The organism is Pseudomonas sp. Root401 (genome assembly GCF_001425105.1).
Lineage (GTDB): Bacteria > Pseudomonadota > Gammaproteobacteria > Pseudomonadales > Pseudomonadaceae > Aquipseudomonas > Aquipseudomonas brassicacearum.
The window spans coordinates 12,978-38,504 of record NZ_LMDO01000031.1 but is presented as its reverse complement, the minus strand read 5'-3'; the positions used below and the strand labels follow the sequence as shown (position 1 = coordinate 38,504).

At 61.9% G+C, this 25,527-nt stretch carries 21 protein-coding genes, 1 pseudogene and 1 riboswitch; of the genes and pseudogenes, 17 read left to right on the top strand and 5 right to left on the bottom strand.

Annotated features, from left to right (window positions below; translation table 11 throughout):
- The first annotated feature begins 164 nt into the window (after positions 1-164).
- The 10 genes from ASC85_RS20920 (at position 165) to hisC (ending at position 8,431) form a co-directional block, all read left to right on the top strand.
- Entirely contained in the window at positions 165-974 is an 810-nt protein-coding gene (locus tag ASC85_RS20920) for an ATP-binding cassette domain-containing protein (RefSeq protein ID WP_057451135.1), read from the top strand.
- Positions 974-1,771: a lipid asymmetry maintenance ABC transporter permease subunit MlaE gene (mlaE, locus tag ASC85_RS20915; RefSeq protein WP_046063856.1), complete on the top strand. Its 798-nt coding sequence runs from the start codon at positions 974-976 to the stop codon at positions 1,769-1,771. Before ASC85_RS20920 ends, mlaE begins: the two co-directional genes overlap by 1 nt.
- Positions 1,771-2,238: an outer membrane lipid asymmetry maintenance protein MlaD gene (gene mlaD, locus ASC85_RS20910; protein ID WP_053118499.1), complete on the top strand. Its 468-nt coding sequence runs from the start codon at positions 1,771-1,773 to the stop codon at positions 2,236-2,238. The genes mlaE and mlaD overlap by 1 nt, the downstream gene beginning before the upstream one ends.
- An 11-nt stretch (positions 2,239-2,249) precedes the next feature.
- Positions 2,250-2,903: an MlaC/ttg2D family ABC transporter substrate-binding protein gene (locus tag ASC85_RS20905; RefSeq protein ID WP_003197862.1), complete on the top strand. Its 654-nt coding sequence runs from the start codon at positions 2,250-2,252 to the stop codon at positions 2,901-2,903.
- Between the two features lie 8 nt (positions 2,904-2,911).
- On the top strand, positions 2,912-3,217 hold the full coding sequence (locus ASC85_RS20900; protein ID WP_003197864.1) for an STAS domain-containing protein: 306 nt from the start codon (positions 2,912-2,914) through the stop codon (positions 3,215-3,217).
- A 292-nt stretch (positions 3,218-3,509) separates the two neighbouring features.
- Positions 3,510-3,749: a BolA family protein gene (locus tag ASC85_RS20895; RefSeq protein ID WP_003197866.1), complete on the top strand. Its 240-nt coding sequence runs from the start codon at positions 3,510-3,512 to the stop codon at positions 3,747-3,749.
- Positions 3,750-3,771: 22 nt separating this feature from the next.
- Positions 3,772-5,037 (top strand): UDP-N-acetylglucosamine 1-carboxyvinyltransferase, encoded by a 1,266-nt coding sequence (murA, locus tag ASC85_RS20890; protein ID WP_003197868.1) that lies wholly within the window; start codon positions 3,772-3,774, stop codon positions 5,035-5,037.
- 243 nt (positions 5,038-5,280) lie between these two features.
- Positions 5,281-5,916 (top strand): ATP phosphoribosyltransferase, encoded by a 636-nt coding sequence (gene hisG / locus ASC85_RS20885; protein WP_003197870.1) that lies wholly within the window; start codon positions 5,281-5,283, stop codon positions 5,914-5,916.
- Positions 5,917-6,039: 123 nt separating this feature from the next.
- On the top strand, positions 6,040-7,377 hold the full coding sequence (gene hisD / locus ASC85_RS20880; RefSeq protein WP_057451134.1) for a histidinol dehydrogenase: 1,338 nt from the start codon (positions 6,040-6,042) through the stop codon (positions 7,375-7,377).
- 1 nt (position 7,378) lies between these two features.
- The gene (gene hisC, locus ASC85_RS20875) at positions 7,379-8,431 is read left to right on the top strand and encodes a histidinol-phosphate transaminase (protein ID WP_057451133.1); all 1,053 of its coding nucleotides are present in this window, start codon (positions 7,379-7,381) and stop codon (positions 8,429-8,431) included.
- A gap of 773 nt (positions 8,432-9,204) precedes the next feature.
- On the opposite strand, the gene ASC85_RS33930 is transcribed toward hisC, so the two are convergent.
- Together ASC85_RS33930 and ASC85_RS33925 are read right to left on the bottom strand one after the other, a co-directional pair.
- Positions 9,205-9,948 (bottom strand): methyl-accepting chemotaxis protein, encoded by a 744-nt coding sequence (locus tag ASC85_RS33930; protein ID WP_375538592.1) that lies wholly within the window; start codon positions 9,946-9,948, stop codon positions 9,205-9,207.
- 114 nt (positions 9,949-10,062) lie between these two features.
- Positions 10,063-10,257: pseudogene (locus ASC85_RS33925) on the bottom strand (HAMP domain-containing protein); the annotation flags it as partial.
- A gap of 1,304 nt (positions 10,258-11,561) precedes the next feature.
- Between ASC85_RS33925 and ASC85_RS20865 the strand changes: the two are divergent.
- Positions 11,562-12,377, top strand: coding sequence for a M48 family metallopeptidase (locus ASC85_RS20865; protein ID WP_057451131.1), 816 nt, complete (start codon positions 11,562-11,564; stop codon positions 12,375-12,377).
- Positions 12,378-12,503: 126 nt separating this feature from the next.
- Here ASC85_RS20865 and ASC85_RS20860 read toward each other — a convergent pair whose 3' ends face one another.
- From ASC85_RS20860 to ASC85_RS20850, 3 genes are all read right to left on the bottom strand, one after another.
- Positions 12,504-13,088 carry a TMEM165/GDT1 family protein gene (locus ASC85_RS20860; protein WP_057451130.1) on the bottom strand — a complete coding sequence of 195 codons (585 nt, stop codon included), beginning with the start codon at positions 13,086-13,088 and terminating at the stop codon, positions 12,504-12,506.
- An 88-nt stretch (positions 13,089-13,176) separates the two neighbouring features.
- A riboswitch (yybP-ykoY riboswitch) is annotated at positions 13,177-13,299 on the bottom strand.
- Between the two features lie 49 nt (positions 13,300-13,348).
- On the bottom strand, positions 13,349-14,347 hold the full coding sequence (locus ASC85_RS20855) for a class I SAM-dependent methyltransferase (RefSeq protein ID WP_057451129.1): 999 nt from the start codon (positions 14,345-14,347) through the stop codon (positions 13,349-13,351).
- Positions 14,348-14,380: 33 nt separating this feature from the next.
- Entirely contained in the window at positions 14,381-15,346 is a 966-nt protein-coding gene (locus ASC85_RS20850) for a 2-hydroxyacid dehydrogenase (RefSeq protein ID WP_057451128.1), read from the bottom strand.
- Between the two features lie 296 nt (positions 15,347-15,642).
- On the opposite strand from ASC85_RS20850, the gene ASC85_RS20845 reads away from it, so the two are divergent.
- The 6 genes from ASC85_RS20845 (at position 15,643) to ASC85_RS20820 (ending at position 25,526) form a co-directional block, all read left to right on the top strand.
- Positions 15,643-16,272: a LysE family translocator gene (locus tag ASC85_RS20845; protein ID WP_003197884.1), complete on the top strand. Its 630-nt coding sequence runs from the start codon at positions 15,643-15,645 to the stop codon at positions 16,270-16,272.
- A gap of 256 nt (positions 16,273-16,528) precedes the next feature.
- Positions 16,529-18,211 carry a fatty acid--CoA ligase gene (locus ASC85_RS20840; protein ID WP_014336652.1) on the top strand — a complete coding sequence of 561 codons (1,683 nt, stop codon included), beginning with the start codon at positions 16,529-16,531 and terminating at the stop codon, positions 18,209-18,211.
- A gap of 331 nt (positions 18,212-18,542) precedes the next feature.
- A complete protein-coding gene (locus tag ASC85_RS20835; RefSeq protein ID WP_057451127.1) occupies positions 18,543-20,396 on the top strand; it encodes a DUF1302 domain-containing protein in 1,854 nt (617 codons plus the stop codon).
- Between the two features lie 25 nt (positions 20,397-20,421).
- Positions 20,422-21,786, top strand: coding sequence for a DUF1329 domain-containing protein (locus tag ASC85_RS20830; protein WP_057451126.1), 1,365 nt, complete (start codon positions 20,422-20,424; stop codon positions 21,784-21,786).
- 434 nt (positions 21,787-22,220) lie between these two features.
- Positions 22,221-24,956 (top strand): LuxR C-terminal-related transcriptional regulator, encoded by a 2,736-nt coding sequence (locus tag ASC85_RS20825; protein WP_057451125.1) that lies wholly within the window; start codon positions 22,221-22,223, stop codon positions 24,954-24,956.
- Positions 24,957-25,025: 69 nt separating this feature from the next.
- Positions 25,026-25,526, top strand: a complete 501-nt coding sequence (locus ASC85_RS20820; RefSeq protein ID WP_057451124.1) for a methylated-DNA--[protein]-cysteine S-methyltransferase — start codon at positions 25,026-25,028, stop codon at positions 25,524-25,526.
- Position 25,527 lies beyond the last annotated feature (1 nt).

The window sequence follows — 25,527 nt, the reverse complement described above, 5'->3', positions numbered from 1 at the left end:
ATGTGGCTTTTTACCTTAAGACAGGCTTAACAGGCGGGGCGTTGGCCTTGGGCGCTTGGCTGTTGCAGTGATATAGTTCGCCGCCGGTTCGCATGCCCGGCGGTACCGGCGCTTGTCGGCTGCCCAGGGCATTCGAATGTGAGGCTGCATCGCAAGGAGTTTAGATGAGTGCCGACAACGCCTACGCGGTCGAGCTGAAGGGACTGTCCTTCAAGCGAGGGACGCGCAGCATTTTCAATGACATCGATATTCGCATTCCGCGCGGCAAGGTCACCGGTATCATGGGGCCTTCCGGGTGTGGCAAGACCACGCTGCTGCGGCTGATCGGGGCACAATTGCGCCCCAACGCCGGCGAAGTCTGGGTCAATGGTCAGAATCTTCCCGAGTTGTCTCGCAGCGACCTGTTCGATGCGCGCAAGCACATGGGCGTGCTGTTCCAGAGTGGCGCGCTGTTTACCGATCTCGACGTGTTCGAGAACGTGGCGTTCCCGCTGCGGGTCCATACCGAGCTGCCGGAAGAGATGATCCGCGACATCGTCCTGCTCAAGTTGCAGGCCGTCGGGCTGCGGGGCGCCCTCGACCTGATGCCCGACGAGCTGTCCGGCGGCATGAAGCGTCGGGTCGCGTTGGCGCGGGCGATTGCCCTCGATCCGAAGATCCTCATGTACGACGAGCCCTTCGTCGGGCAGGACCCGATCGCCATGGGCGTGCTCGTGCGCCTGATCCGCCTGCTCAACGATGCGCTGGGCATCACCAGCATCGTGGTCTCCCACGACCTGGCCGAAACCGCGAGCATTGCCGACTACATCTATGTGGTTGGCGATAGCCAGGTGCTGGGGCAGGGCACGCCCCAGGAACTGGCGGATTCGGACAATCCGCGCATCCGCCAATTCATGAAGGGTGATCCGGACGGGCCGGTGGCGTTCCATTTTCCGGCCACGGATTACCGTACCGATCTGCTGGGGAAGCGCTGATGCGCAAGAAATCACTATTAGAAAGAATTCGCCTGTTCGGCCGCTCCGGCATCGATGTGGTGGCGGTACTGGGCCGTTCCTCGCTGTTCCTGATGCACGCCTTGCTCGGCCGCAACTCGACGGGCGGCGGTTTTGGCCTGCTGGTCAAGCAGTTGCACTCGGTTGGCGTGATGTCCCTGGTGATCATCGTGGTCTCCGGGATCTTCATTGGCATGGTGCTGGCGCTGCAAGGCTTCAGCATTTTGTCCAGCTACGGTTCGGAGCAGGCGGTCGGGCAAATGGTTGCGTTGACGCTGCTGCGTGAGCTCGGCCCCGTGGTAACGGCGCTGCTGTTCGCCGGGCGGGCCGGTTCGGCGCTGACGGCCGAAATCGGTAACATGAAGTCCACCGAGCAGTTGTCCAGCCTGGAAATGATCGGTGTCGACCCGCTCAAGTACATCATCGCCCCGCGCTTGTGGGCCGGTTTCATTTCCCTGCCGGTGCTGGCGATGATTTTCAGCGTCGTGGGGATCTGGGGCGGCTCGTGGGTGGCCGTCGACTGGCTGGGGGTCTATGAGGGTTCCTACTGGTCGAACATGCAAAACAGCGTCGACTTCCTCGACGATGTCCTCAATGGCGTGATCAAAAGTGCCGTATTCGCTTTCGTCGTGACCTGGATCGCCGTGTTTCAAGGCTATGACTGTGAGCCCACGTCAGAGGGGATCAGCCGTGCCACAACCAAGACCGTGGTGTACGCCTCGCTGGCGGTCCTGGGCCTCGACTTTATTCTGACCGCCTTGATGTTTGGAGATTTCTGATGCAAAACCGCACCCTGGAAATCGGTGTCGGCCTTTTCTTGCTGGCTGGCATCCTGGCTTTGCTGCTGCTGGCCCTGCGGGTCAGTGGACTGGCGCCGACGGCAAGCACCGATACTTATAAACTTTATGCCAACTTTGACAATATCGCCGGTTTGACGGTCAGAGCAAAGGTGACCATGGCCGGTGTCACTATCGGCAAGGTCACGGCAATCGATCTGAATCGCGAGGATTTCACCGGTCGGGTGACGCTGCAGTTGGAAAAGCGCGTGGATAACCTGCCGACTGATTCCACTGCATCTATCCTCACGGCTGGGCTGCTGGGTGAGAAATACATTGGCATCAGCGTGGGTGGGGAAGACGCCGTGCTCAAGGACGGTGGCGTCATCCACGACACGCAGTCGTCCCTGGTGCTCGAGGACCTGATCGGTAAATTCCTGCTCAATACCGTTAGCAAAGACGCCAAATGAGGAGCTTTTGAATGATCTCTATCTTGCGACGTGGCCTGTTGGTGCTGCTCGCCGCGCTGCCGTTGATGGCTAACGCCGTGGCTGCGCCTTCGGCCCATGACATCATCCAGGACACGACGACCCGGCTGTTGGCGGACCTTTCCGCCAACAAAGAGAAATACAAGCAGGACCCGAGCGCGTTCTATGACGCGCTGAACGGCATCGTCGGCCCCGTGGTGGACGCCGATGGCATCTCCAAGAGCATCATGACCGTCAAGTACTCGCGCAAGGCCAGCCCGGCGCAGATGACCCGGTTCCAGGAAAACTTCAAGCGCAGCCTGATGCAGTTCTATGGCAACGCCTTGCTTGAATACAACAACCAGGGCATCACCGTTTCGCCGGCCAAGGACGAAAGCGGCACCCGCACCAGCGTCGACATGCAGGTCAAGGGTAACAACGGCGCGATCTACCCTGTCTCCTACACACTCGAGAAAATCAACGACGAGTGGAAGGTGCGCAACGTGATCATCAATGGCATCAACATCGGCAAGCTGTTCCGTGATCAGTTCGCCGACGCGATGCAGCGCAATGGCAACGACCTGGACAAGACCATCAACGGTTGGGCCGGTGAGGTCGCCAAGGCCAAGGAAGTGGCCGAAGATGCCAAAGAGAAGCAGGCACAATGATCGAGTCGGTGAGTGAATCCGCCGTTCGTCTGGGTGAGGCTGGCGTGCTGATGCTCAGTGGCGTGCTGGATTACCGCACCGGCCCGGCCCTGCGCAAGGAGGGCCAGGCGCTGATCAAGTCCGTCAGTGCCGCCGAGGTGGTCATTGACTGCTCGGCGGTGCAGAAGTCCAGCAGCGTCGGCCTGTCGCTGCTGCTGTGCTTCATGCGGGACGCCAAGGCTGCCGGCAAAACGTGGAGCATCCGTGGGATGCCCGAAGACATGCGCGAAATAGCCCAGGTCAGCGAGCTGACCGAGTTGTTGGCGCACCCCTGACCATTGTGGCGGGGGAGCTTGTTCCCGCTGTGCCGCGTCGTAGGAGCTGTCGAGTGAGACGAGGCTGCGATCTTGTTCCAGGCAATTGAGTCGGGAGTGAAGATCAAGATCAAAAGATCGCAGCCTTCGGCAGCTCCTACGCCCGACGGGAGCAATCTCTGGCCACAATGATTCAAACACGCCCAAGCGGGCTGCGTTACTCGTCAGAGTCCTGCTTCGCGGGGTTCGCAGGCGCGGGGCTTTTTTGTATGATGTGCGACCCGCGCGCACAGGGCGCCGATTGAGGTTGAGCATGCAGGCTGTAGAAGTGAAGAGCTTCCTAGAAGGAAAGCTGCCTGGTACGCAGGTGGAAGTTGAAGGCGAAGGCTGCAACTTCCAGTTGAACGTGATCAGCGATGAACTGGCGACGTTGAGCCCAGTGAAGCGTCAGCAGAGCATCTATGCCCATTTGAACCCATGGATCGCCGATGGCAGCATCCACGCGGTCACGATGAAATTTTTCAGCCGCGCGGCCTGGGCCGAGCGCACCTGAGCCCAAGGGCCTCGAGATTCTTATGGATAAACTGATTATTACCGGCGGCGTTCGTCTTGATGGCGAAATCCGTATTTCCGGGGCAAAGAACTCCGCCCTGCCGATCCTTGCCGCGACCCTGCTGTGCGATGGCCCGGTGACCGTGGCCAACCTGCCGCACCTGCACGACATCACCACGATGATCGAGCTGTTCGGCCGCATGGGCATTGAGCCGGTGATCGACGAGAAGCTCAGCGTCGAGATCGACCCGCGCACCATCAAGACCCTGGTCGCCCCGTACGAGCTGGTGAAGACCATGCGTGCGTCGATCCTGGTATTGGGCCCGATGGTCGCCCGTTTCGGTGAAGCCGAAGTTGCCTTGCCTGGCGGTTGCGCCATTGGCTCGCGTCCGGTGGACCTGCACATCCGCGGCCTGGAAGCCATGGGCGCGGTGATCGACGTCGAAGGCGGCTACATCAAGGCCAAGGCGCCGGAAGGCGGTTTGCGCGGCGCGCACTTCTTCTTCGATACCGTCAGCGTGACCGGCACCGAGAACATCATGATGGCCGCCGCACTGGCCAAGGGCCGCAGCGTGCTGCAAAACGCCGCGCGCGAGCCTGAAGTGGTCGACCTGGCGAACTTCCTGATCGCCATGGGCGCCAAGATCAGCGGCGCTGGCACCGACACCATCACCATCGATGGCGTCGAGCGCTTGCATTCGGCCACCTACAAAGTGATGCCGGACCGGATCGAAACCGGCACCTATCTGGTGGCCGCTGCCGTCACCGGTGGCCGCGTCAAGGTCAAGGACACCGATCCGACCATCCTTGAAGCCGTCCTGGAGAAACTCAAGGAAGCCGGTGCCGAAGTCACCTGCGGCGAAGACTGGATCGAAGTGAACATGCACGGCAAGCGGCCAAAAGCCGTCAACGTGCGGACCGCTCCGTACCCGGCGTTCCCGACCGACATGCAGGCGCAGTTCATCTCCCTCAACGCCATTGCCGAAGGCACGGGTGCGGTGATCGAGACGATCTTTGAAAACCGCTTCATGCACGTCTACGAACTGCACCGCATGGGCGCCAAGATCCAGGTCGAAGGCAACACGGCCATCGTCACCGGCACCGAGAAGCTCAAGGGCGCGCCAGTGATGGCCACCGACCTGCGGGCCTCGGCCAGCCTGGTCATCTCGGCCCTGGTTGCCGAAGGCGATACCCTGATCGATCGCATCTACCACATCGACCGTGGCTATGAGTGCATCGAAGAAAAACTGCAGATGCTCGGCGCCAAGATCCGCCGCGTACCGGGCTAATTGGAAAGTGACTGCGCGGCGATCAAGCAAGGCGAAAACAGGCGAGGAAGCGGAGTTGACTGATTGTCAATGAGCATTCCGAACCTGTTTTCAACGCAGTATGATCGTCGCGCAGGCACTTTCCGTGGGCGCAGGGACGTGCCCGTTGATTTCGTTTCAGGTCGAGGGTGTTTGCACCCTCGATGTGTGTCCGGCGCCGCTTGCGACCGGGCATGAGTACCTTGATAAGGACTGACGTTTCCCATGTTGACCATCGCACTGTCCAAGGGCCGCATCCTTGACGACACCCTGCCGCTTCTGGCTGAAGCGGGCATCGTGCCGACCGAGAATCCGGACAAGAGCCGCAAGCTGATCATCCCCACGACCCAGGCCGACGTGCGCTTGCTGATCGTGCGTGCCACCGATGTGCCGACCTACGTGGAACATGGCGCCGCCGACCTGGGCGTTGCCGGCAAGGACGTGCTGATGGAATACGGCGGCCAGGGCCTGTACGAGCCCCTGGACCTGCAGATCGCCCGCTGCAAGCTGATGACCGCCGGTAAAGTCGGCGCGCCGGAGCCCAAGGGGCGTTTGCGCGTGGCGACCAAGTTCGTCAACATCGCCAAGCGTTACTACGCCGAGCAGGGCCGTCAGGTCGATATCATCAAGTTGTACGGTTCGATGGAGCTGGCGCCGCTGATCGGCCTGGCGGACAAGATCATCGACGTGGTCGACACCGGCAACACCCTGCGGGCCAACGGTCTGGAACCCCAGGACTTCATCGCTGACATCACCTCCCGGCTGATCGTCAACAAGGCTTCGATGAAAATGCAGCACGCCCGTATCCAGGCTCTGATCGATACCCTGCGCAAGGCAGTGGAATCGCGACACCGCGGCTGATTCACCTGCGCGACCTTGAGTCGCGCCCGTCTATCCGTGTCATAGCCAATTTTCTCAGGTGCCCACGCGAATGGACTGGTAGCTTAGGGCGCCTGAGCATTTGCCATTAATGAGGCCCTCGCTATGATCGCTCCCACTTCGATTCGCCGACTCAATGCTGCCGACCCGGATTTCGCACATCATCTGGATCATCTGCTGAGCTGGGAAAGCGTGTCTGACGACTCGGTCAATCAGCGGGTGCTGGACATCATCAAGGCTGTGCGCGAGCGTGGCGATGCCGCCCTGGTGGAATTCACCCAGAAGTTCGACGGCCTGCAAGTGGCGTCCATGGCCGACCTGATCCTGCCGCGCGAGCGCCTGGAACTGGCCCTGACCCGGATCACCGTGCCCCAGCGCGAAGCCCTGGAAAAAGCCGCGTCCCGGGTGCGCGACTATCACGAACGGCAGAAACAGGACTCCTGGAGCTACTCCGAAGCCGACGGCACGGTGCTGGGCCAGAAGGTCACGCCGCTGGACCGCGCCGGCCTGTACGTGCCGGGCGGCAAGGCGTCCTATCCGTCGTCGGTGCTGATGAACGCCATTCCGGCCAAGGTCGCCGGCGTGGCCGAGGTGGTCATGGTTGTCCCGACCCCGCGCGGTGAAATCAACGAACTGGTGCTGGCCGCCGCTTGCATCGCTGGCGTGGACCGGGTGTTCACCATCGGCGGTGCCCAGGCCGTGGCTGCGCTGGCCTATGGCACCGAAAGCGTGCCGCGGGTCGACAAGGTGGTCGGGCCGGGCAACATCTATGTCGCCACCGCCAAGCGCCACGTGTTTGGCCAGGTCGGCATCGACATGATCGCCGGCCCTTCGGAAATCCTCGTGGTGTGCGACGGCCAGACCGACCCGGACTGGATCGCCATGGACCTGTTTTCCCAGGCCGAGCACGACGAAGATGCCCAGGCGATCCTGGTCAGCCCGGACGCCGAGTTCCTCGACAAGGTCGCCGCCAGCATCGACAAGCTGCTGCCGACCATGGACCGCGCCGAGATCATCAACACCTCGATCAACGGTCGTGGCGCGCTGATCAAGGTCCGCGACATGGAGCAGGCCATCGAAGTCGCCAATCGTATCGCGCCGGAACACCTGGAATTGTCGGTCGCCGACCCGCAGGCCTGGTTGCCGCAGATCCGTCACGCCGGTGCGATCTTCATGGGCCGCCACACCAGTGAGGCCCTGGGCGATTACTGCGCAGGTCCCAACCACGTGCTGCCGACTTCCGGCACCGCGCGCTTCTCGTCGCCGCTGGGGGTGTATGACTTCCAGAAACGTTCGTCGATCATCTTCTGCTCCGAGCAGGGCGCATCCGAACTGGGCAAGACCGCTTCGGTGCTGGCCCGTGGCGAATCGCTGAGCGCCCACGCGCGCAGTGCCGAGTACCGCATTCTTGACGAGCCATCCATCGAAGGGCAGGGGAACTGAAATGAGTAAATTCTGGAGCCCGTTCGTCAAGAACCTGGTGCCCTACGTGCCGGGTGAACAGCCGAAGCTGACCCGGCTGGTCAAGCTCAACACCAACGAGAACCCCTACGGCCCATCGCCCAAGGCCTTGGCGGCGATGCAGACCGAGCTGAACGATAACCTGCGCCTGTATCCGGATCCCAACAGCGACCTGCTGAAAAGCGCCGTGGCCCGCTATTACGGCGTGCAGAGCAATCAGGTGTTCCTGGGTAATGGCTCGGATGAAGTGCTGGCGCACATTTTTCACGGTTTGTTGCAACACGACCAGCCGCTGTTGTTCCCGGACATCAGCTACAGCTTCTATCCGGTGTATTGCGGGCTGTACGGCATCCAGTTCGATGCGGTGCCGCTCGATGCGCAATTCCAGATCGATCCGGCAGACTACGCCAAACCCAATGGCGGGGTCATTTTCCCCAACCCGAACGCGCCGACCGGCTGCCTGCTGGCGCTGGAAGCGGTCGAGCAGATCCTCAAGGCCAGCCCGGATTCGGTGGTGGTGGTCGACGAGGCCTATATCGACTTCGGCGGCGAGACGGCCATCAGCCTGGTGGATCGCTATCCGAACCTGCTGGTGACCCAGACCCTGTCCAAGTCCCGCTCCCTGGCGGGGCTGCGCGTGGGCCTGGCGGTGGGCCATCCGGACCTGATCGAAGCGCTGGAGCGGATCAAGAACAGCTTCAACTCCTACCCGCTGGATCGCCTGGCGAATGTCGGCGGCGCGGCGGCGTTCGATGATCGCGAGCATTTCGACCGGACCTGCCAGTTGGTCATCGAGCACCGTGAATGGGTCGTGGCCCAACTGCAAGCCAAGGGCTTTGAAGTGCTGCCCTCGGCGGCCAACTTCATCTTCGCCCGCCACCCCCGGCACGATGCGGCAGGGTTGGCGGCGAAACTGCGGGAACAGGGTGTGATCGTGCGGCACTTCAAACAGGAGCGGATTGCCCAGTTCCTGCGGATCAGCATCGGCACACCGGAGCAGAACCAAGCGCTGATAGAGGCCCTCGGCGAACTCTAAACCCCTGCATTGAACCTGTGTCCCACAGTTTTTTCGGTGTTCACAAGATCGGCATGCCACCGCCAATCCCCTGTGGGAGCAAAGCTAGCTCGCGAAGGCGGTGTGTCAGTCACTTCAATATTGGCTGAACGGACGCTWTCGCGAGCAGGCTCGCTCCCACAGTTTTTTCGGTGTTCGCAAGATCGGCATGCCACCGCCAATCCCCTGTGGGAGCGGGCTTGCTCGCGAAGGCGGTGTGTCAGTCACTTCAAGGTTGGCTGAACGGACGCTWTCGCGAGCAGGCTCGCTCCCACAGTTTTTTCGGTGTTCACAAGATCGGCATGCCACCGCCAATCCCCTGTGGGAGCAAAGCTWGCTCGCGAAGGCGGTGTGTCAGTCACTTCAAGTCCCCTGTGGGAGCAAAGCTTGCTCGCGAAGGCGGTGTGTCAGTCACTTCAAGGTTGGCTGAACGGACGCTATCGCGAGCAGGCTCGCTCCCACAGTTCTTTCGGTGTTCRCAAGATCGGCATGCCACCGCCAATCCCCTGTGGGAGCAAAGCTTGCTCGCGAAGGCGGTGTGTCAGTCACTTCAAGGTTGGCTGAACGGACGCTATCGCGAGCAGGCTCGCTCCCACAGCTTGCTCGCGAAGGCGGTGTGTCAGTCACTTCAAGGTTGGCTGAACGGACGCTATCGCGAGCAGGCTCGCTCCCACAGTTTTTTCGGTGTTCACAAGATCGGCATGCCACCGCCAATCCCCTGTGGGAGCGAGCTTGCTCGCGATGGGGCCGTTGGATCAGACCCTGAATTGATTGATCAACCGTCGCTGCTGCTCCGCCAGTTTGGTCAACCCGGCGCTGGCTGCGCTGGATTCGTCGGCGCCGCTGGCCACTTCGTTCGCTACTTGCCCGATGTTGATCACGTTACGGTTGATGTCATCGGCCACGGCGCTTTGTTCTTCGGCGGCGCTGGCGATCTGGGTGTTCATGTCGTTGATCACCGACACGGCCTGGGTGATCGTCTCCAGGGCCTGGGCCGCTTTCGCCGCATGCTGCACGCTTTCGTCGGTGCGGTTCTGGCTGTCTTCCATCACCCGCACCACGTCCCGGGTGCCTTGTTGCAACTGTTGGATCATCGTCTGGATTTCTTCGGTCGCCTGTTGCGTCTTCTGCGCCAGGTTGCGCACTTCATCGGCGACTACCGCGAAACCACGGCCCTGTTCACCGGCCCGGGCGGCTTCGATGGCTGCGTTGAGGGCCAGCAGGTTGGTCTGCTCGGCGATCCCGCGGATGGCGGTGAGGATCGCGTTGATGTTCTCGCTGTCCTTGGCCAGGGTCTGCACCACACCCACCGCCTTGCCGATTTCCACGGCCAGGGCTCCGATGGAGGTGGAGGTGTCCCGCACGATCTGCATGCCCTGGCTGGCAGCCTGGTCTGCATGGCTGGCGGCCTGGGCGGCTTGGGTCGCGTTGCGGGCCACGTCCTGGGCGGTGGCGGTCATTTCGTGCACGGCAGTGGCGACCTGATCGATCTCCGACATCTGCTTGTGCACGCCCTGGTTGGTGCGGATCGCGATATCGGCGGTGTGCTCCGACGAATCGCTGACGCTCTGCACCGAGGTCACCACCTGGGTGATCATGCCCTGCAACTTGCTCAGAAAGGTATTGAAGCCCCTGGCGATCGCCCCCAGTTCATCGGCGCGGTCGCTGACCAGGCGACGGGTCAAGTCGCCTTCGCCCTGGGCGATGTCATCGAGCATCGCCACCATTTGCTTGAGCGGTCGGGCAATGCCGTGGCCCACCAACCAGATCACCAGCAGACCGATGCCGGCAATCACCAGGCCCACCATCGCCATGCCGAAGATGTCGGCCTGGCGCTGATGGTCGAGATCCTTCTGCAGCGCTTGCAGGTCGGCCATGACCGCGTTCAGCGGCAGCTGCAACATCAGCGTCCAGCGGGCGTTGGTCTCACCGATGCCGAACGGCATGTACACCTCGATATGCCCATGTTCTTCGTCGATGTCGTAGCGCACTTCGCCGGCGCCCAGCCTGGCGAGGTTATCCAGTGCACTGGCGTCCAGCAGGTCACTGGCCTTTTCCCCGAGTTTGCTCGGGTCCTTGGTGAAGGCTACCAGTCGGTCGTTGCTGGAGAGCAAGGCCATTTCCCCGGCGCCGTCGTACAACTTGCCATCGGCGGCCACGAGCATGTCCTGGATGAAGTTCACCGACAGGTCGGCACCGACGATGCCCTGGAACTTGCCATCGATCATGATCGGTTCGATGAACGAGGCGAGCATGGTCATCGTGCTGCCCACGCGATAGGGCGCCGGGTCGATCACGCAGGCTTTCTTGCTGTCCTGGGAGCACAGGTAGTACTCACTGGCGCGGATGCCGGTGGAAAGCAGTTTCTGGTCGGTCACGTCGGCGAGTTTTTCCAGGCCCAGGGAGCCGTCCTGGTTACGGAACCACCACGGCAGGAAACGTCCGTCGGTTTCCATGCCAAGCACCTGGCTGTTCACATAATTGGCGTCGTCGTGGTCGATGGCGTTCGGTTCCCAGGCGATGTAAGCACCGAGGATCTTCGGGTTGCGCACTACGGTTTCGCGCAACAGGCTGATCATTTGCTCGCGAGGCACCTTCAGTTGCGGGTTGCCGTCCGTGCCGTTCATGCCCATCAAGGCGTTGCTGGTGGCCAGGCCACGGGCGAGCAACAACGGTGCTTCCAGTTCCCGCTGGATCAGGCTCGCCTGGGTGCGGGCCAGGGCTGTGAGGCGTTGTTCGATGAGGTGTTCGAACTGCGCCTTGGTCCGCTGCTGCACCATGTCCTGGGTGCGCGCGCCGGCAAACAGTGCGTACAGCACCAGGGCTCCCACCACGCTGAGCACGATGGCACCGGCCAGGGCGGCCACGGAAAACTGGATCGATCTGAATTTCATAAAGGCTCCTGACGCGGGAATGACGTCTGGAGCCGTTATCGGCGTTTCTGTGGCGCGGCATGAGGAGCTGTTCGTCGGCTGACTGTTTTAGCTGCATGGGTGTCGCAAATGGACTGTGTAGGGTCTGTCCGAAAAACCTGTAATCCCTCGTTCTGTATCTGGCGCCGATACAAATCAAGGCCTAGGATACGCCCACGTTTCCAGGGAGCTTCTTTTACATGAACAAGACATTGATGGTGAGTGCTCTGAGCGCGGCTCTGCTGCTCACCGGTTGCCAGTCGGTCAATACCACCAGCGGCGGAGCCGTGGGCGTGGAACGCAAGCAGTACATGTTCAGCATGCTGTCGACCGATCAGGTCAACCAGATGTACGCCCAGTCCTATCAAAAGACGATGGGTGAGGCGAGCGCCCAGGGCGTGCTGGACAAGACCAGCAACGATGCCAAGCGCATCCAGGTCATTGCCGACCGCTTGATCGCCCAGGCGCCTGTGTTCCGCCCGGATTCGGCGCAGTGGAACTGGGAAGTGAACCTGATCAAGAGCGATGAGCTCAACGCCAATTGTGGTCCTGGCGGCAAGATCATGTTCTACACCGGCCTGATCGATCAGTTGAAGCTGACCGACGCTGAAATCGCCGCGATCATGGGCCACGAAATCGCCCACGCCCTGCGCGAGCACGGGCGCGAAGCGATGTCCAAGGCCTATGGCATCGAGATGGCCAAGCAAGGCGCTGGTGCCTTGTTCGGCCTGGGCCAGGACAGCCTGGCGTTGGCCGACACAGTCGCCAACTATGGCATGACCTTGCCCAACAGCCGCGGCAACGAGAACGAAGCCGACCTGATCGGTCTCGAGCTGGCCGCCCGCGCCGGCTACGACCCGAACGCGGCGATCACCTTGTGGAACAAGATGGCCAAGGCCTCGGAAGGCGCGCCACCGGAGTTCATGAGCACCCACCCGTCGTCGGGCAGCCGTATCGCTTCGTTGCAGGCGGCGATTCCGAAGGTGATGCCGCTTTATCAGCAGGCCAAGAAGTAAGCATCGTTGTGGGAGCAAAGCTTGCTCGCGACAGGGGCGACGCAGACGTCAATCAGGCCGCGTCATCGTTTATCGCGAGCAAGCTATGCTCCCACAGTTATCCTCTGCCCAAGGTGTGACACAGGGTCAAACCCACCCACTGCTCTGCATCGCCTTGTACACCGCCACGATCGCCAGGACGAAGAATGCCGAGGCGGCCAGGCGACGGATCAGGGTCAGGGGCAGCTTCTCGGCGGCGAAATTGCCCGCCAGGACCACAGGCACGTTGGCAATCAACATGCCCACGGTGGTGCCGATGATCACCAACCACAACTCCGGGTATTGCGCGGCGAGCATCACCGTGGCGATCTGCGTCTTGTCGCCGATTTCCGCCAGGAAGAACGCAATCAGCGTGGTCAGGAACGGTCCGAACTTGCGGGCCGTGCTTGCTTCCTCATCGTCCAGTTTGTCCGGGACCAGGGTCCACAGCGCCGTGGCCGTGAAGCTTGCCGCCAGTATCCAGTGCAACACCGCATTGGAGAAAAATCCGCTGACCCAGGCCCCGACTGCCCCGGCGGCTGCGTGGTTGGCGAGTGTTGCGGCAATGATGCCGGCGATGATCGGCCAGGGTTTGCGAAAGCGAGCGGCCAGGATAAGCGCGAGCAATTGCGTCTTGTCGCCGATTTCGGCCAGCGCAACGATAGCGGTAGGTACGAGGAGTGAGTCCAGCATCAGGAATTCCTAAAGGGGCGGGTCGACACGGCTATGACACGTACAGCCTTCCCGCCCCGGGTAAGGTGTGCGTGTCATAGGTCTTGTCAAACCCAGCGACCATCTGCGTGGACGCTTGGGCCGCATACGCCATGGTCTGCTGACCAAGTATGTTGACGTATGCCGGGCGAGCATGGCGCTCGCGGGAGACTACTCCCCTAGGACGGAGCGGATTTTGCCTAGGCAAATCCGATAGAGCAAGTGCTGTTGCCTAAAAGATTTCAACCGCGCTTGGCCCGGTAGATGCGAAAGCCCTGGCCTTCGGCCTTGATGGCGCAGACGCCCAGATGCTCCTCGATCAGCGGTTGGTACTTGAGGAAGCTATTGGCGACAAGCCGCAGTTCGCCGCCATTTTTCAGATGTTTGGCTGCTTTTCGCAGCAGGTTTTCCGTTGCGTGGTAGTCGGTATGCACACCGACATGGAACGGCGGGTTGCTCAGGATCGCGCTCAAGCCCATCGGCGCGGCGTCGATGCCGTCACCGGTCAGCACCTCGGCCTCCAGGCCGTTGGCGGCCAGGGTCAGGCGACTGCTGGCGGTGGCGAATGCGTCCACGTCCAACAGGGTGACGGTGTTGTGCGGATAGCGCCGCTTGACCGCCGCCCCCAGCACCCCGGCACCGCAGCCGAAGTCCAGCAAATGCCCGCTGGGCAGTTTATCCAGGTGTTCCAACAGCAGCGCACTGCCGCGGTCCAGGCGACCATGGCTGAACACCCCTGGCAGGCTGATGACCTTCAACGGGCCTTCGGCCAGGGGCAATTCGTAGGTATGGGCCAGGCTTTCCAGAGGCGTGGCCTCGGGCGCGTTGGCGACGGTGACCTGCCACAGTTGGCAATGCCGCGCGCTGTCGAGCTTGCGTGGCTTGCCGAACGGGTTGAGCTGTTTGGACGCGCCTTCGATGCCGCTGCGTTTTTCCCCCACCAGGTACACCTCGCGACCGGCCAGGCGCGCCGCCACGGCATTGAGGATGTAGTCGGTCAGGTCCTTGGCCTTGGGCAGGAACACCACGGCCGTGTCGAACCCACGCTCGGGTACGTTCACGCCAAAGTGGCTGCGCTCGGGGAAGCGAGTCTCCAGCGCGGCCTGATCGCCGGCATGCCAGCACCAGCCATGGGCCTCTGGCAAACGGCCGAGCAGGTCATCGGCGGGCAGGCCGGCCAACAACACCGAGCCCTGGAATAACTCGGCCTGACGAAGCAGTACTTCACTGCGCGGATCCATGGTCTGCTCCTTGAAAAAAAGTGCGGCAGTTTATCAACTGACGACACGCCGCGCTGTACCGCTGAAAAAGCCCTGGGCGTTTTCGCTCATTTGCCCGACGATCCGTTGTCGCGCTTCGCGGCTGCCCCAGGCGTTGTGCGGTGTGACGATCAAACGTGGAATATCGCCGGCCAGTAGCGGGTTGCCTTGGGTCGGCGGCTCCACGCTGAGCACGTCGGTGGCGGCGCCTCCCAAGTGACCGCTGCGCAGGGCTTCGGCCAGGGCCTGTTCATCGATCAGGCCGCCACGGGCGGTGTTGACCACGAATGCGCCGGGCTTGAGCAGCGCCAGTTCGCGGGCGCCGATGAAGTTGCGGGTGTGCTCGTTGAGCGGGCAGTGCAGGGTCAGCGCATCGACTTGTGGCAATAACTGCTCCAGCGGCAAGCGGTCGGGGCGGGCCGGGCGACCGGGGATCTGCCCCAGCAGTACACGCATGCCAAAGGCTTCGGCCAGCCGCCCGACGGCGCTGCCCAATTCGCCATGGCCGAGCAAGCCCAGGGTCTTGCCTTCCAGTTCGACAATCGGGTAGTCCAACAGGCAGAACTGTGAAGCCTGCTGCCAGCGACCTTCACCCACCGCTTTTTGGTAATCGGCCAGGCGCGTCGCCAGGTTCAGCAGCAGCATGATCGTGTGCTGCGCTACCGACGGCGTGCCGTAGCCCTGGCAATTGCACACCGTGATGCCATGGCTGCGGGCGGCGGCCAGGTCGACATTGTTGGTGCCGGTGGCGCTGATCAGGATCAGCTTCAGTTCGGGGCTGGCCGCCATGGCCTGTGCATCGATCACGATCTTGTTGGTGATCGCCACGGTGGCGCCCTTGAGCCGCTCGATGACCTGGTCCGGCGTGGTCCGGGCGAACAGTTGCAGGTCGCTGAAGCAGTTGCGCAGCGGGCCCAGGTCCAGATCACCGAGGTCCAGGGAAGGGTGGTCGAGGAAGACTGCGCGGGCGGTGTTCGTCATCAGCTGTACCTTTTATGTCAAGAACCGAAGGCGTAATGTGGCGAGCCTATCAGATGAAATGTGGCTGTGGCGGTGTGTACTTGTGGCGAGGGAGCTGGCGAAGCCTGCGATCTTTTGATCTTTTGATCTTTTGATCTTTCGCTTGAGATTCAAGTGTCTGGGGAAAGATCGCAGCCTCGTTGCACTCGGCAGCTCCTACACAGCTCCTACACAGTTCCTGCGGCGCAATCGAGCGGGAGCAAGCTCCCTCGCCACGGGATTTCATCCAACAAAAGATTGTCGCAAGGAGCTCCACCATGTACCTCACCGAATTCCTCACCGTCGCCCTGATCCACCTGTTGGCCGTTGCCAGCCCCGGGCCGGATTTTGCCGTGGTGGTGCGTGAAAGCGTGACCCATGGCCGGCGTGCCGGGACCTGGACGGCGCTGGGCGTCGGCACGGCGATTTTCCTGCACGTGGGGTATTCGTTGCTGGGTATCGGCCTGATCGTGTCGCAATCGATCGTGCTGTTCAACGCGCTGAAATGGGCCGCCGCCGCGTACCTGCTGTACATCGGCTTCAAGGCACTGCGGGCGCAACCGGCCAAGCCCGCCGAGGACAACCTGCACAAGGAGGCCGGTGAGCGTACCCCTCGCGGCGCGTTCACCTCGGGCTTCGTCACCAATGGCCTGAACCCCAAGGCCACCCTGTTTTTCCTGTCGCTGTTCACCGTGGTGATCAACCCACACACGCCGTTGGCCGTCCAGGCCGGTTACGGCGTGTACCTGGCGGTTGCGACGGCCGCCTGGTTCTGCCTGGTGGCGCTGCTGTTCAGCCAGCAACGGGTGCGCGCCGGTTTTGCGCGCATGGGCCACTGGTTCGACCGGACCATGGGCGCGGTGCTCGTCGCCATTGGGGTGAAGCTGGCGTTTACCGAGGCGCACTGATCCACCTTAAGCTCGCTTTGTGTAGGAGCTGCCGAAGGCTGCGATCTTTTGATCTTTTGTTTTTTCGCTCTGGATTCAATTGGCAGGGGAAAGATCGCAGCCTCGTTGCACTCGGCAGCTCCTACAGTCCTGGGCATGGCTCAAGGCTAGTATTTGCGCACCGATCAAATCATTCCTTTGGCTGATTTGATCGGTGTATAAGCGCTCTAGAGTGCTTACTTCCAGCCAAGACCGTGCAGTCAGAAAAGGGACTCTTATGTTGCAGACTCGCGTTATTCCTCCAGCCGAAGGCGCTTATCAATACCCGCTGCTGATCAAGCGGCTGCTGATGTCCGGCACGCGTTACGAGAAAACCCGCGAGATCATCTACCGTGACCAGTTGCGCTACAGCTATCCGACGCTGATAGAGCGGGTCGCGCGCCTGGCCAACGTGTTGACCGAGGCGGGGGTCAAGGCCGGTGATACCGTGGCGGTGATGGACTGGGACAGCCATCGCTACCTGGAATGCATGTTCGCGATCCCGATGATCGGCGCGGTGATCCACACCATCAACGTGCGCCTGTCACCGGAGCAGATCCTCTACACCATGAACCACGCCGAGGACCGCTTCGTGCTGGTCAACAGCGAGTTCGTCGGCTTGTACCAGGCGATTGCCGGGCACCTGACCACGGTGGACAAGACCCTGCTGTTGACCGACCTGCCGGAGAAAACCGCCGACCTGCCGAACCTGGTGGGTGAATACGAGCAACTGCTGGCCGCCGCCGCCCCCACCTACGACTTCCAGGATTTCGACGAAAACTCCGTCGCCACCACGTTCTATACCACCGGCACCACGGGCAACCCCAAGGGCGTGTACTTCACCCATCGGCAACTGGTGCTGCACACCATGGGCGTGGCGACCATCATGGGGTCTATCGACAGCGTGCGGCTGCTGGGCACCAACGACGTGTACATGCCCATCACGCCGATGTTCCATGTCCACGCCTGGGGCCTGCCCTATGTCGCGACCATGCTCGGGCTCAAGCAGGTCTACCCGGGTCGCTACGATCCCGAATTCCTGGTCCAGCTGTGGCGCAAGGAAAAGGTCACCTTTTCCCATTGCGTGCCGACCATCCTGCAAATGGTCCTCAACGCCAAGGGCGCCCAGGACACCGATTTCGGCGGTTGGAAAATCGTCATCGGTGGCAGCGCCCTGAATCGCAGCCTGTACGAAGCGGCCAAGGCGCGGGGCATCCAGCTCACTGCCGCCTATGGCATGTCGGAAACCGGCCCGCTGGTGTCCTGCGCCCACCTCAACGATGAACTGATGGCCGGCAGCGAAGACGAACGCACCACCTATCGGATCAAGGCCGGCGTGCCGGGCCCGCTGGTGGAAGCGGCGATCGTCGACACCGAGGGGCGCTTCCTGCCGGCCGACGGCGAGACCCAGGGCGAACTGGTGCTGCGCGCGCCGTGGCTCACCGAGGGCTATTTCAACGAGCCGCAGAAGGGCGCCGAGCTCTGGGCCGGCGGCTGGCTGCACACCGGTGACGTCGCCACGCTGGACAACATGGGCTTCATCGACATCCGTGATCGCATCAAGGACGTGATCAAGACCGGTGGCGAATGGATTTCCTCCCTGGACCTGGAAGACCTCATCAGCCGTCACGTGGCGGTACGCGAAGTAGCAGTGGTCGGCATTCCCGATCCGCAGTGGGGCGAACGGCCATTTGCCTTGCTGGTGATTCGTGAAGGGCATCAGCTCGGGGCTCGCGAACTCAAGGAACACCTCAAGCCGTTCGTCGAACTGGGGCACTTGAGCAAGTGGGCGATCCCGAGCCAGATCGCCCTTGTTACTGAAATTCCCAAGACCAGCGTCGGCAAGCTCGACAAGAAGCGCATCCGCGTCGACATCACCGAATGGCAGAGCAACAACAGCACCTTCCTGTCCACGCTTTAGGCCTTTTTGCCGTGCCCGAAAGGGCACGGCAGCCCCACCAAGCAAGCGCTTGCCTTGTCAAACTGAAAATTTCAGCCATCCTTGCCGTGCCGACATCTGTCGGCCTGGCGAAAGGACTGTTCCAGAGTGGTTGAGGGCTGCAAATCACACTTTAGAGGGATCAAGCCGTACTACCTGCTGGCTATAGTCCGCTCACGGATTCTCAGGAACGGGGCGCATGCACGAAAGGGCGATGCGACCTTGATGGATGTCGGGACGCTGCCGCTCCCGGCCATCGAGGTGTTCTTGAAATGTCCACTGCCATAACAATAATGCACATGGAGTAGCGTCGATGACCTCAGCAACCACGTTCTGGCGCCGGGCAAAACTGCCTCTGGCGGTCAGTCTCGCCTCTTCGCTCGCCGGGCCAGCATTCGGCGTCAGTTTCAACATCGGTGAAATCGAAGGCCAGTTCGACTCGTCCCTGTCGGTCGGTGCGAGCTGGTCCACGGCCAAAGCCAACAAGGACCTGATCGGTGTCAACAATGGCGGCAAGGGTTTGTCGCAGACCTCCGATGACGGCCACTTGAACTTCAAGCGAGGGGAAACCTTCTCGAAGATCTTCAAGGGCATCCATGACCTGGAACTGAAGTACGGCGATACCGGCGTGTTTGTGCGCGGCAAGTACTGGTACGACTTCGAACTCAAGGACGAACACCGCCTGTACAAGGACATCAGCGACAACAACCGCAAGGAAGGTGCCCAGTCCTCCGGCGGGCAGATTCTCGATGCATTCGTCTACCACAACTACGCCATTGCCGATCAGCCGGGCTCGGTCCGCCTGGGCAAACAAGTGGTCAGTTGGGGGGAAAGTACCTTCATCCAGGGCGGCATCAACTCCATCAACCCGGTCGACGTGTCCGCGTTCCGTCGTCCTGGTGCCGAGGTCAAGGAAGGCCTGATCCCGGTCAACATGTTCTACGTCTCCCAGAGCCTGACCGACAACCTGTCGGCCGAGGCGTTCTATCAGTTGGAGTGGGACCAGACCGTGGTGGATAACTGCGGTACGTTCTTCTCCCAGCCGGATGTGATTGCTGATGGGTGCAACGATAATCTGCGGGTGCTGAACAAGCGTTCCACGCTCCCAGCGGCCGCATTGGGTGCAGCGGCCGCACTGGGTATCGACGTCAACGAAGAAGGTGTGCTGGTACGCCGCGGTGCGGACCGCGACGCCCGTGACAGCGGCCAGTGGGGCGCATCGTTGAAGTACATGTTCGAGCCGCTGGACACCGAGTTCGGTGCCTACTTCATGAACTACCACAGCCGTGCGCCGATTTTCAGCGCCACGGGCGCTTCCCAGTCCATCTACAACCTTGCGCCAGTGGCTGGCCAACTGGCGCCGCTGCTGGTCGCGGGTAGTTCGAAATATTTCGTAGAGTACCCTGAAGACATCCGCCTCTATGGCCTGAGCTTCTCTACAACCCTGCCCACCGGCACGGCGTGGAGCGGTGAACTCAGCTATCGCCCGAATGCCCCGGTGCAACTGAGCACCACCGACATTCTCTTCGCCGGTATTACGCCGCTTGCCAATTTTGGCAATGCGTCGGTGCTCCAGGGCTCGCCGGGCCAGGACCTGCACGGCTATAACCGTAAAGAGATCACTCAGTTCCAGACCACCTTCACTCACTTCCTTGACCAGGTCATGGGCGCCAGCCGCCTGACCCTGGTGGGTGAAGTCGGGGTGACTCATGTCGGCGGGCTGGAAAGCAAGTCCGACGCGCGTTATGGCCGTGACCCGGTCTTCGGTCCGGGCGAGTTGCCTAATGGTTTCTGTAGCAGGCTCAACGCCTCGACCGCCGCGGGTGGCGGCCAGGCTGCCGGCAACGTGAACAGCAACTGCAACAACGACGGCTTCACCACCTCCACCTCCTGGGGCTACCGTGCGCGCGCCATCTGGGAATACCCGGACGTCTTCGCTGGCGTGAACCTCAAGCCCAACGTGGCCTGGTCCCATGACGTCAAAGGCTACTCGCCAGGCCCTGGCGGCAACTTCGAAGAAGGCCGCAAAGCCGTCAGCCTCGGGCTGGATGCCGAGTACCAGAACACCTACAACGCCAGCCTGGCCTACACCAACTTCTTTGGTGGCGACTTCAGTACCGTGGACGATCGTGACTTCCTGGCGCTCAGCGTCGGCGTGACCTTCTAAGCACCGAATTTCAGGACGACACACTATGAAAATAACAAAGAATCTGTTGCAGGTCGGTGTTCTGGGGCTCTCCCTGCTGGCTGCCAGCGTCATGGCGGCAGTGCCCGCCGCCGAGGCCGATAAACTCGGCAAGAGCCTGACGCCGATGGGCGCCGAGATGGCCGGCAATGCCGACGGCTCGATCTCGGCCTGGAAACCCATGGCCAAGAATGCCGGTTCCGTGGACAGCAAGGGCTTCCTCGCCGACCCATACGCCAGTGAAAAACCGCTGTTCACCATCACCGCGCAAAACGTCGACCAGTACAAGGACAAGCTCGCGCCGGGCCAGTACGCGCTGTTCAAGCGTTACCCGGAAACCTTCAAGATGCCGGTCTATCCGACCCATCGCGGTGCCACCGTGCCGGACGAGGTGTTCGCTTCCATCAAGAAAAACGCGGTCAACACCAAACTGGTCTCCGGCGGTAACGGCCTGGAGAACTTCGAGACGGCCGTGCCGTTCCCGATTCCCCAGAGCGGCGTGGAAGTCATCTGGAACCACATCACCCGCTATCGCGGCGGTAGCGTGACGCGTCTGGTCACCCAGGCCACCCCACAGCCCAACGGTTCGTACAGCCTGGTGTATTTCCGCGACCAGTTCGTGTTCCGCGACAAGATGAAGGACTTCGATCCGGCCAACCCTGGCAACATCCTGTTCTACTTCAAGCAGCAAGTGACCGCGCCGGCGCGCCTGGCCGGTGGCGTGCTGCTGGTGCACGAAACCCTCGACCAGGTGAAGGAGCCGCGTTCGGCGTGGGTCTACAACGCCGGCCAGCGCCGTGTGCGCCGTGCCCCGCAAGTGTCCTACGACGGCCCGGGTACCGCCGCCGACGGCCTGCGTACCTCCGACAACCTGGACATGTACAACGGCGCGCCGGACCGCTACGACTGGAAGCTGGAAGGCAAGAAAGAGCTGTACATCGCCTCCAACAGCTACAAGATCGATTCGCCACAACTCAAGTACGCCGACATCCTCAAGGCCGGCCACATCAACCAGGACCTGGCACGCTACGAGCTGCGTCGTGTCTGGCACGTGACCGCGACGCTGAAGGAAGGCCAGCGCCACATCTACGCCAAGCGTGACTTCTTCATCGATGAAGACACCTGGCAAGCTGCGGTGATCGACCACTACGACGGCCGTGGCCAACTGTGGCGCGTGGCCGAGGCCCATGCCGAGAACTACTACGACAAGCAAGTGCCGTGGTACGCCCTGGAAACCCTCTACGACCTGCAGTCCGGCCGCTATCTGGCACTGGGCATGAAGAACGAAGAGAAATCGGCCTACGACTTCGGCTTCACCGCCACCACCGCCGATTTCACCCCGAACGCCTTGCGTCAGGACGGCATCCGCTAAATCGCTTTACCCGAGGCCGCATCCTCGAAGAAACGCCCCGACTGGTTCGGGGCGTTTTTTTTGAGCAACACAAAAAAACCTGTGGCAAGGGAGCTTGCTCCCGCTGGGCTGCACCTTGTAGAAACCGTGTAGGAGCTGTGTCGGAACTGTGTAGGAGCTGTGTAGGAGCTGTCGAGTGCAACGAGGCTGCGATCTTTCCCCAGGCACCTGAGTCTCAAGCGAAAGATCAAAAGATCAAAAGATCGCAGGCTTCGCCAGCTCCTACAAAACCCAGCGGGAGCAAGCGCCCTCGCCACAAAAGCGGCGCCTTCAAGGGCAATCACTTTTGTAGTCTTTTTGTAGCCATTTGTAGCACTCCCTTCAATACCTCCTCGTTTACCGCTAGTCTGCGGACATCTGCAACGCCGACACCCGCATTCCAACAAGAGCCGGCCATGACTGATTTGTCTTCACCTCCGGATTCTGCCCGCGCCGCCATCGCGGTACAGGACGGGCGTTTCTACCGCCCGCCCTTGCCCGACGGCCATGTCGTGCGGCCGCGGTTGTGCGAGCGTTTGAGCGCAGGGCTCACAGGCAGGTTGCTGTTGGTCAGTGCCCCGGCGGGGTTCGGTAAAAGCTCCCTGGCGGTGGAGTTCTGCCAGAGCCTGCCGGCCCATTGGCAAAGCCTCTGGCTGGGGCTCAGCGTCCGGGACAACGATCCCGGCCGCTTCCTGGAACGGTTGCTCGAAGGGCTCCAGGCGTTTTTCCCGCAATTGGGCGGCCGGGCCCTGGGGCTGCTGAAAATGCGCCAGCGTCATCAACCCTTTGCCTTCGAAGAATGGCTCGACGGCCTGCTGGACGAACTGTCCACGCACTTATCGCCTCGCGCACCCTTGCTGCTGGTCCTTGACGATTACCACCTGGCCCAAAGCCCGGTGCTGGATCGCTGCCTGCAATTTTTCCTCAATCACCTGCCCGACGGGTTGCTGGTCCTTGTCACCAGCCGCCAGCGCCCGGACTGGCATTTGGCGCGCCTGCGCCTGTCGCGGCAACTGCTCGAACTCAATGAGCAGGACCTGCGCCTGACCCATGACGAAGCCTTGACCCTGCTCCAGCACCACAGCAGTTCGTTGCGCGGTGAGGCGCTGGAAAATCTTATCCAGCGCAGCGAAGGTTGGGTGGCAGGGTTGCGTTTCTGGTTGCTGGCCGCCTCCGAAGCCGGTACCGAAGGCCTGCTGCCCCAGGCCTTGCACGGCGGCGAAGGACTGATTCGCGATTATCTGCTTGAAGAGGTCATCGACTGCCTGCCTGCCGAGGTGCAGGCATTTCTCTACGACACGGCCCCTCAGGAACGCTTTTGCAGCGAACTGTGCGACGCCGTGCGCGAGGCCCATGACAGCGCCGAAATCCTGCGTTACCTGGCGGCCCACCAAGTGTTCCTGGTGCCGCTGGACGAGCACGGCCATTGGTACCGATACCACCACCTGTTTTCCGACCTGCTGCGCAGTCGTCCCAGCGCACCGGCCATGGTCCCGGCCGCGACCCTGCACCTGCGGGCCTGTCGCTGGTTCAACGCCCAGGGCCTGATCGACGAAGCCGTGGAACAGGCGCTGCGGGCCGGGCACCTGGACGTGGCGGCGAACCTGGTGCAGAACCTCTCGGAGGAGCAACTGCTGGCCGAGCAGAACGTCGGCATGTTGCTGCGCTGGAAAATGGATTTGCCCGACAGCCTGCTCATCAGCACCCCGCGGCTGATCGTGCTCTACAGCTGGGCGTTGGGGCTGGCCTGCCAGTTGGACGCTGCCGAAGAGCTGGCGGCGCACTTGAGTCGTTTCCTGCCGGCCCCCTCGGCCACTGCGCAAAAATCCATGCTCGCCCAATGGCTGGCCCTGAGCGGGATCGTCGCCCGTGGCCGGGGCGACCGCGAGGCCACCGTGCGGTATTGCAGCGAAGCTTTGGAGAGCCTGCCGCAAAAACGCTACGGCCAGCGCCTGATGTGCCTGTCCACACTGTCGAACCTGGCGATTGCCGACGGCGACCTGTGGCGCGCCCGAAACCTGAACCGCGATTCCCTGGAGCTGGCGCAGCGGGTCGGTAATCCACTGTTCGAGGCCCTGGCCCATTACGATCGTGCCCGGGTCCTGCAGGCGCGGGGAGAGATCCTGCGGGCTCTGGATGAAGTGCACCAGGGCCTGCAACGTTTGCACAAGCTGTCGCCCCAGCGGCTTTATGCGGTGCGGGCGCGCTTGATCATGTACGAAGGTTTTTTGCTGACCTTGCGCATGCAGCCCCAGGTCGGTCTTGCGCGGCTGCAGGCGGGCCTCACCGAAGCCCGTGCCTGCCGCGACATCAGCGTGCTGATCGGCCATTGCGTGATCGCGCGTATCGAAGGCTACAGCGGCGAGTTCGCCCGGGCCTTCGCCGAACTGGCGGAAGCCGAGCGGCTGATGCACATCTGGGATGTTCCGCCGATCTACTATCTGGCGATGATCACCCTGGTCAAGTGCGAGCTCTGGTTGGCCCAGGGGCGTACCGACCTGGCCGAAGCCTGGCTGGCCCGGCTGGGCCAGACCTACACGGGGGAACGGGCCGCCGCGCCACCGGAATTCCACCCGCAATTGCCATTGCATGTCGAGTTGCAACAGGCGGTGCTGGAGTCCATCCGGGGCCAACCGATACTCGCGCAAGGGCGGCTCGATGCCTTGCTTGAACACGGTCAGCAGAGTGGCCGGCAGATGCTCAGCGTGATGGCGCTCAACCAGAAAGTCGCCTTGCTGCTGAGCATCGGGCGTGAACCCGAAGCCCGTCGCACCCTGGCCCAGGCTTTCGAAGCCGCCAGCGGCGGGGTTTTGCAGCCCTTCGAATGGCTGTTCGGCGAGCACCGTGAATGGTTGCGCGAACAGCTGCTGCAGGCACCGCCCAGTACCTTGCGCGAGCATCTGCTCGAACGCCTGCCCTCGACGGTGGCCCAGCCTGCCGACCCAACGGCGCCGGTCGAAACCCTCAGCAGTCGTGAGCGGGCGGTGTTGCAGTTGATTGCCCAAGGCTGCTCGAACCAGGAAATCAGCGAGCAGTTGTTTATCTCGCTGCACACCGTCAAGACCCATGCCAGCCACATCAACAGCAAACTCGGCGTCGAGCGCCGCACCCAGGCGGTGGCGCGGGCGAAGGCGTTGGGGTTGTTGGGCTGAGCGAGATTTTCGGTTTGGTGAAAAGCCTTTGTGCTACAAAAACGGTCAACCCGTGATAAGGAATGCTTGATGCTCCCCCAGTACAAAACCATCCAATCCCCCGTCGGCCAACTGATCCTCGTCGCCCGGGAGGCACGGCTGGCGGCCATCCTCTGGGAAAACGAGCGGCTCAATCGGGTGCGGCTGGGGCCTTTGGAGGAGGACACCCAGCATCCGGTCCTCAAGGAAACCGAGCGTCAGTTGCTGGAATACTTCGCCGGCCAGCGCCGTCGTTTCGAGCTGGAGCTGGACTTCGCGGGGACTGATTTCCAGATCCGCGTCTGGCAAGCCCTGTTGACCATCCCCTTCGGCGAAACCCGCAGCTACCGCGACATCGCCATCCAGATTGGCCAACCGACGGCGGTCCGGGCGGTCGGTGCCGCCAATGGCCGCAACCCCATCTCGATCATCGCCCCATGTCACCGCGTCATCGGCAGCTCCGGCAGCCTTACCGGCTTCGCTGGCGGCCTGGCGGCGAAGCAGCTGCTGCTCAGCCTTGAAGGCCAGCAGAGCCTGCAATTGGCGTTCTGAC

What these genes read in the sequence shown, in the direction of transcription:
- ASC85_RS20920 (WP_057451135.1), top strand. Translation starts at nt 165, where the DNA reads ATGAGTGCCGACAACGCCTACGCGGTCGAGCTGAAGGGACTGTCCTTC.
- hisD (WP_057451134.1), top strand. Translation starts at nt 6,040, where the DNA reads ATGATCGCTCCCACTTCGATTCGCCGACTCAATGCTGCCGACCCGGAT.
- ASC85_RS20865 (WP_057451131.1), top strand. Translation starts at nt 11,562, where the DNA reads ATGAACAAGACATTGATGGTGAGTGCTCTGAGCGCGGCTCTGCTGCTC.
- ASC85_RS20895 (WP_003197866.1), top strand. Translation starts at nt 3,510, where the DNA reads ATGCAGGCTGTAGAAGTGAAGAGCTTCCTAGAAGGAAAGCTGCCTGGT.
- ASC85_RS20830 (WP_057451126.1), top strand. Translation starts at nt 20,422, where the DNA reads ATGAAAATAACAAAGAATCTGTTGCAGGTCGGTGTTCTGGGGCTCTCC.
- ASC85_RS20820 (WP_057451124.1), top strand. Translation starts at nt 25,026, where the DNA reads ATGCTCCCCCAGTACAAAACCATCCAATCCCCCGTCGGCCAACTGATC.
- ASC85_RS20855 (WP_057451129.1), bottom strand. Translation starts at nt 14,347, where the DNA reads ATGGATCCGCGCAGTGAAGTACTGCTTCGTCAGGCCGAGTTATTCCAG.
- hisG (WP_003197870.1), top strand. Translation starts at nt 5,281, where the DNA reads ATGTTGACCATCGCACTGTCCAAGGGCCGCATCCTTGACGACACCCTG.
- hisC (WP_057451133.1), top strand. Translation starts at nt 7,379, where the DNA reads ATGAGTAAATTCTGGAGCCCGTTCGTCAAGAACCTGGTGCCCTACGTG.
- ASC85_RS20835 (WP_057451127.1), top strand. Translation starts at nt 18,543, where the DNA reads ATGACCTCAGCAACCACGTTCTGGCGCCGGGCAAAACTGCCTCTGGCG.
- mlaE (WP_046063856.1), top strand. Translation starts at nt 974, where the DNA reads ATGCGCAAGAAATCACTATTAGAAAGAATTCGCCTGTTCGGCCGCTCC.
- ASC85_RS20905 (WP_003197862.1), top strand. Translation starts at nt 2,250, where the DNA reads ATGATCTCTATCTTGCGACGTGGCCTGTTGGTGCTGCTCGCCGCGCTG.
- ASC85_RS20860 (WP_057451130.1), bottom strand. Translation starts at nt 13,088, where the DNA reads ATGCTGGACTCACTCCTCGTACCTACCGCTATCGTTGCGCTGGCCGAA.
- ASC85_RS20840 (WP_014336652.1), top strand. Translation starts at nt 16,529, where the DNA reads ATGTTGCAGACTCGCGTTATTCCTCCAGCCGAAGGCGCTTATCAATAC.
- murA (WP_003197868.1), top strand. Translation starts at nt 3,772, where the DNA reads ATGGATAAACTGATTATTACCGGCGGCGTTCGTCTTGATGGCGAAATC.
- ASC85_RS20825 (WP_057451125.1), top strand. Translation starts at nt 22,221, where the DNA reads ATGACTGATTTGTCTTCACCTCCGGATTCTGCCCGCGCCGCCATCGCG.
- ASC85_RS20845 (WP_003197884.1), top strand. Translation starts at nt 15,643, where the DNA reads ATGTACCTCACCGAATTCCTCACCGTCGCCCTGATCCACCTGTTGGCC.
- ASC85_RS20850 (WP_057451128.1), bottom strand. Translation starts at nt 15,346, where the DNA reads ATGACGAACACCGCCCGCGCAGTCTTCCTCGACCACCCTTCCCTGGAC.
- ASC85_RS33930 (WP_375538592.1), bottom strand. Translation starts at nt 9,948, where the DNA reads ATGTCGGAGATCGATCAGGTCGCCACTGCCGTGCACGAAATGACCGCC.
- mlaD (WP_053118499.1), top strand. Translation starts at nt 1,771, where the DNA reads ATGCAAAACCGCACCCTGGAAATCGGTGTCGGCCTTTTCTTGCTGGCT.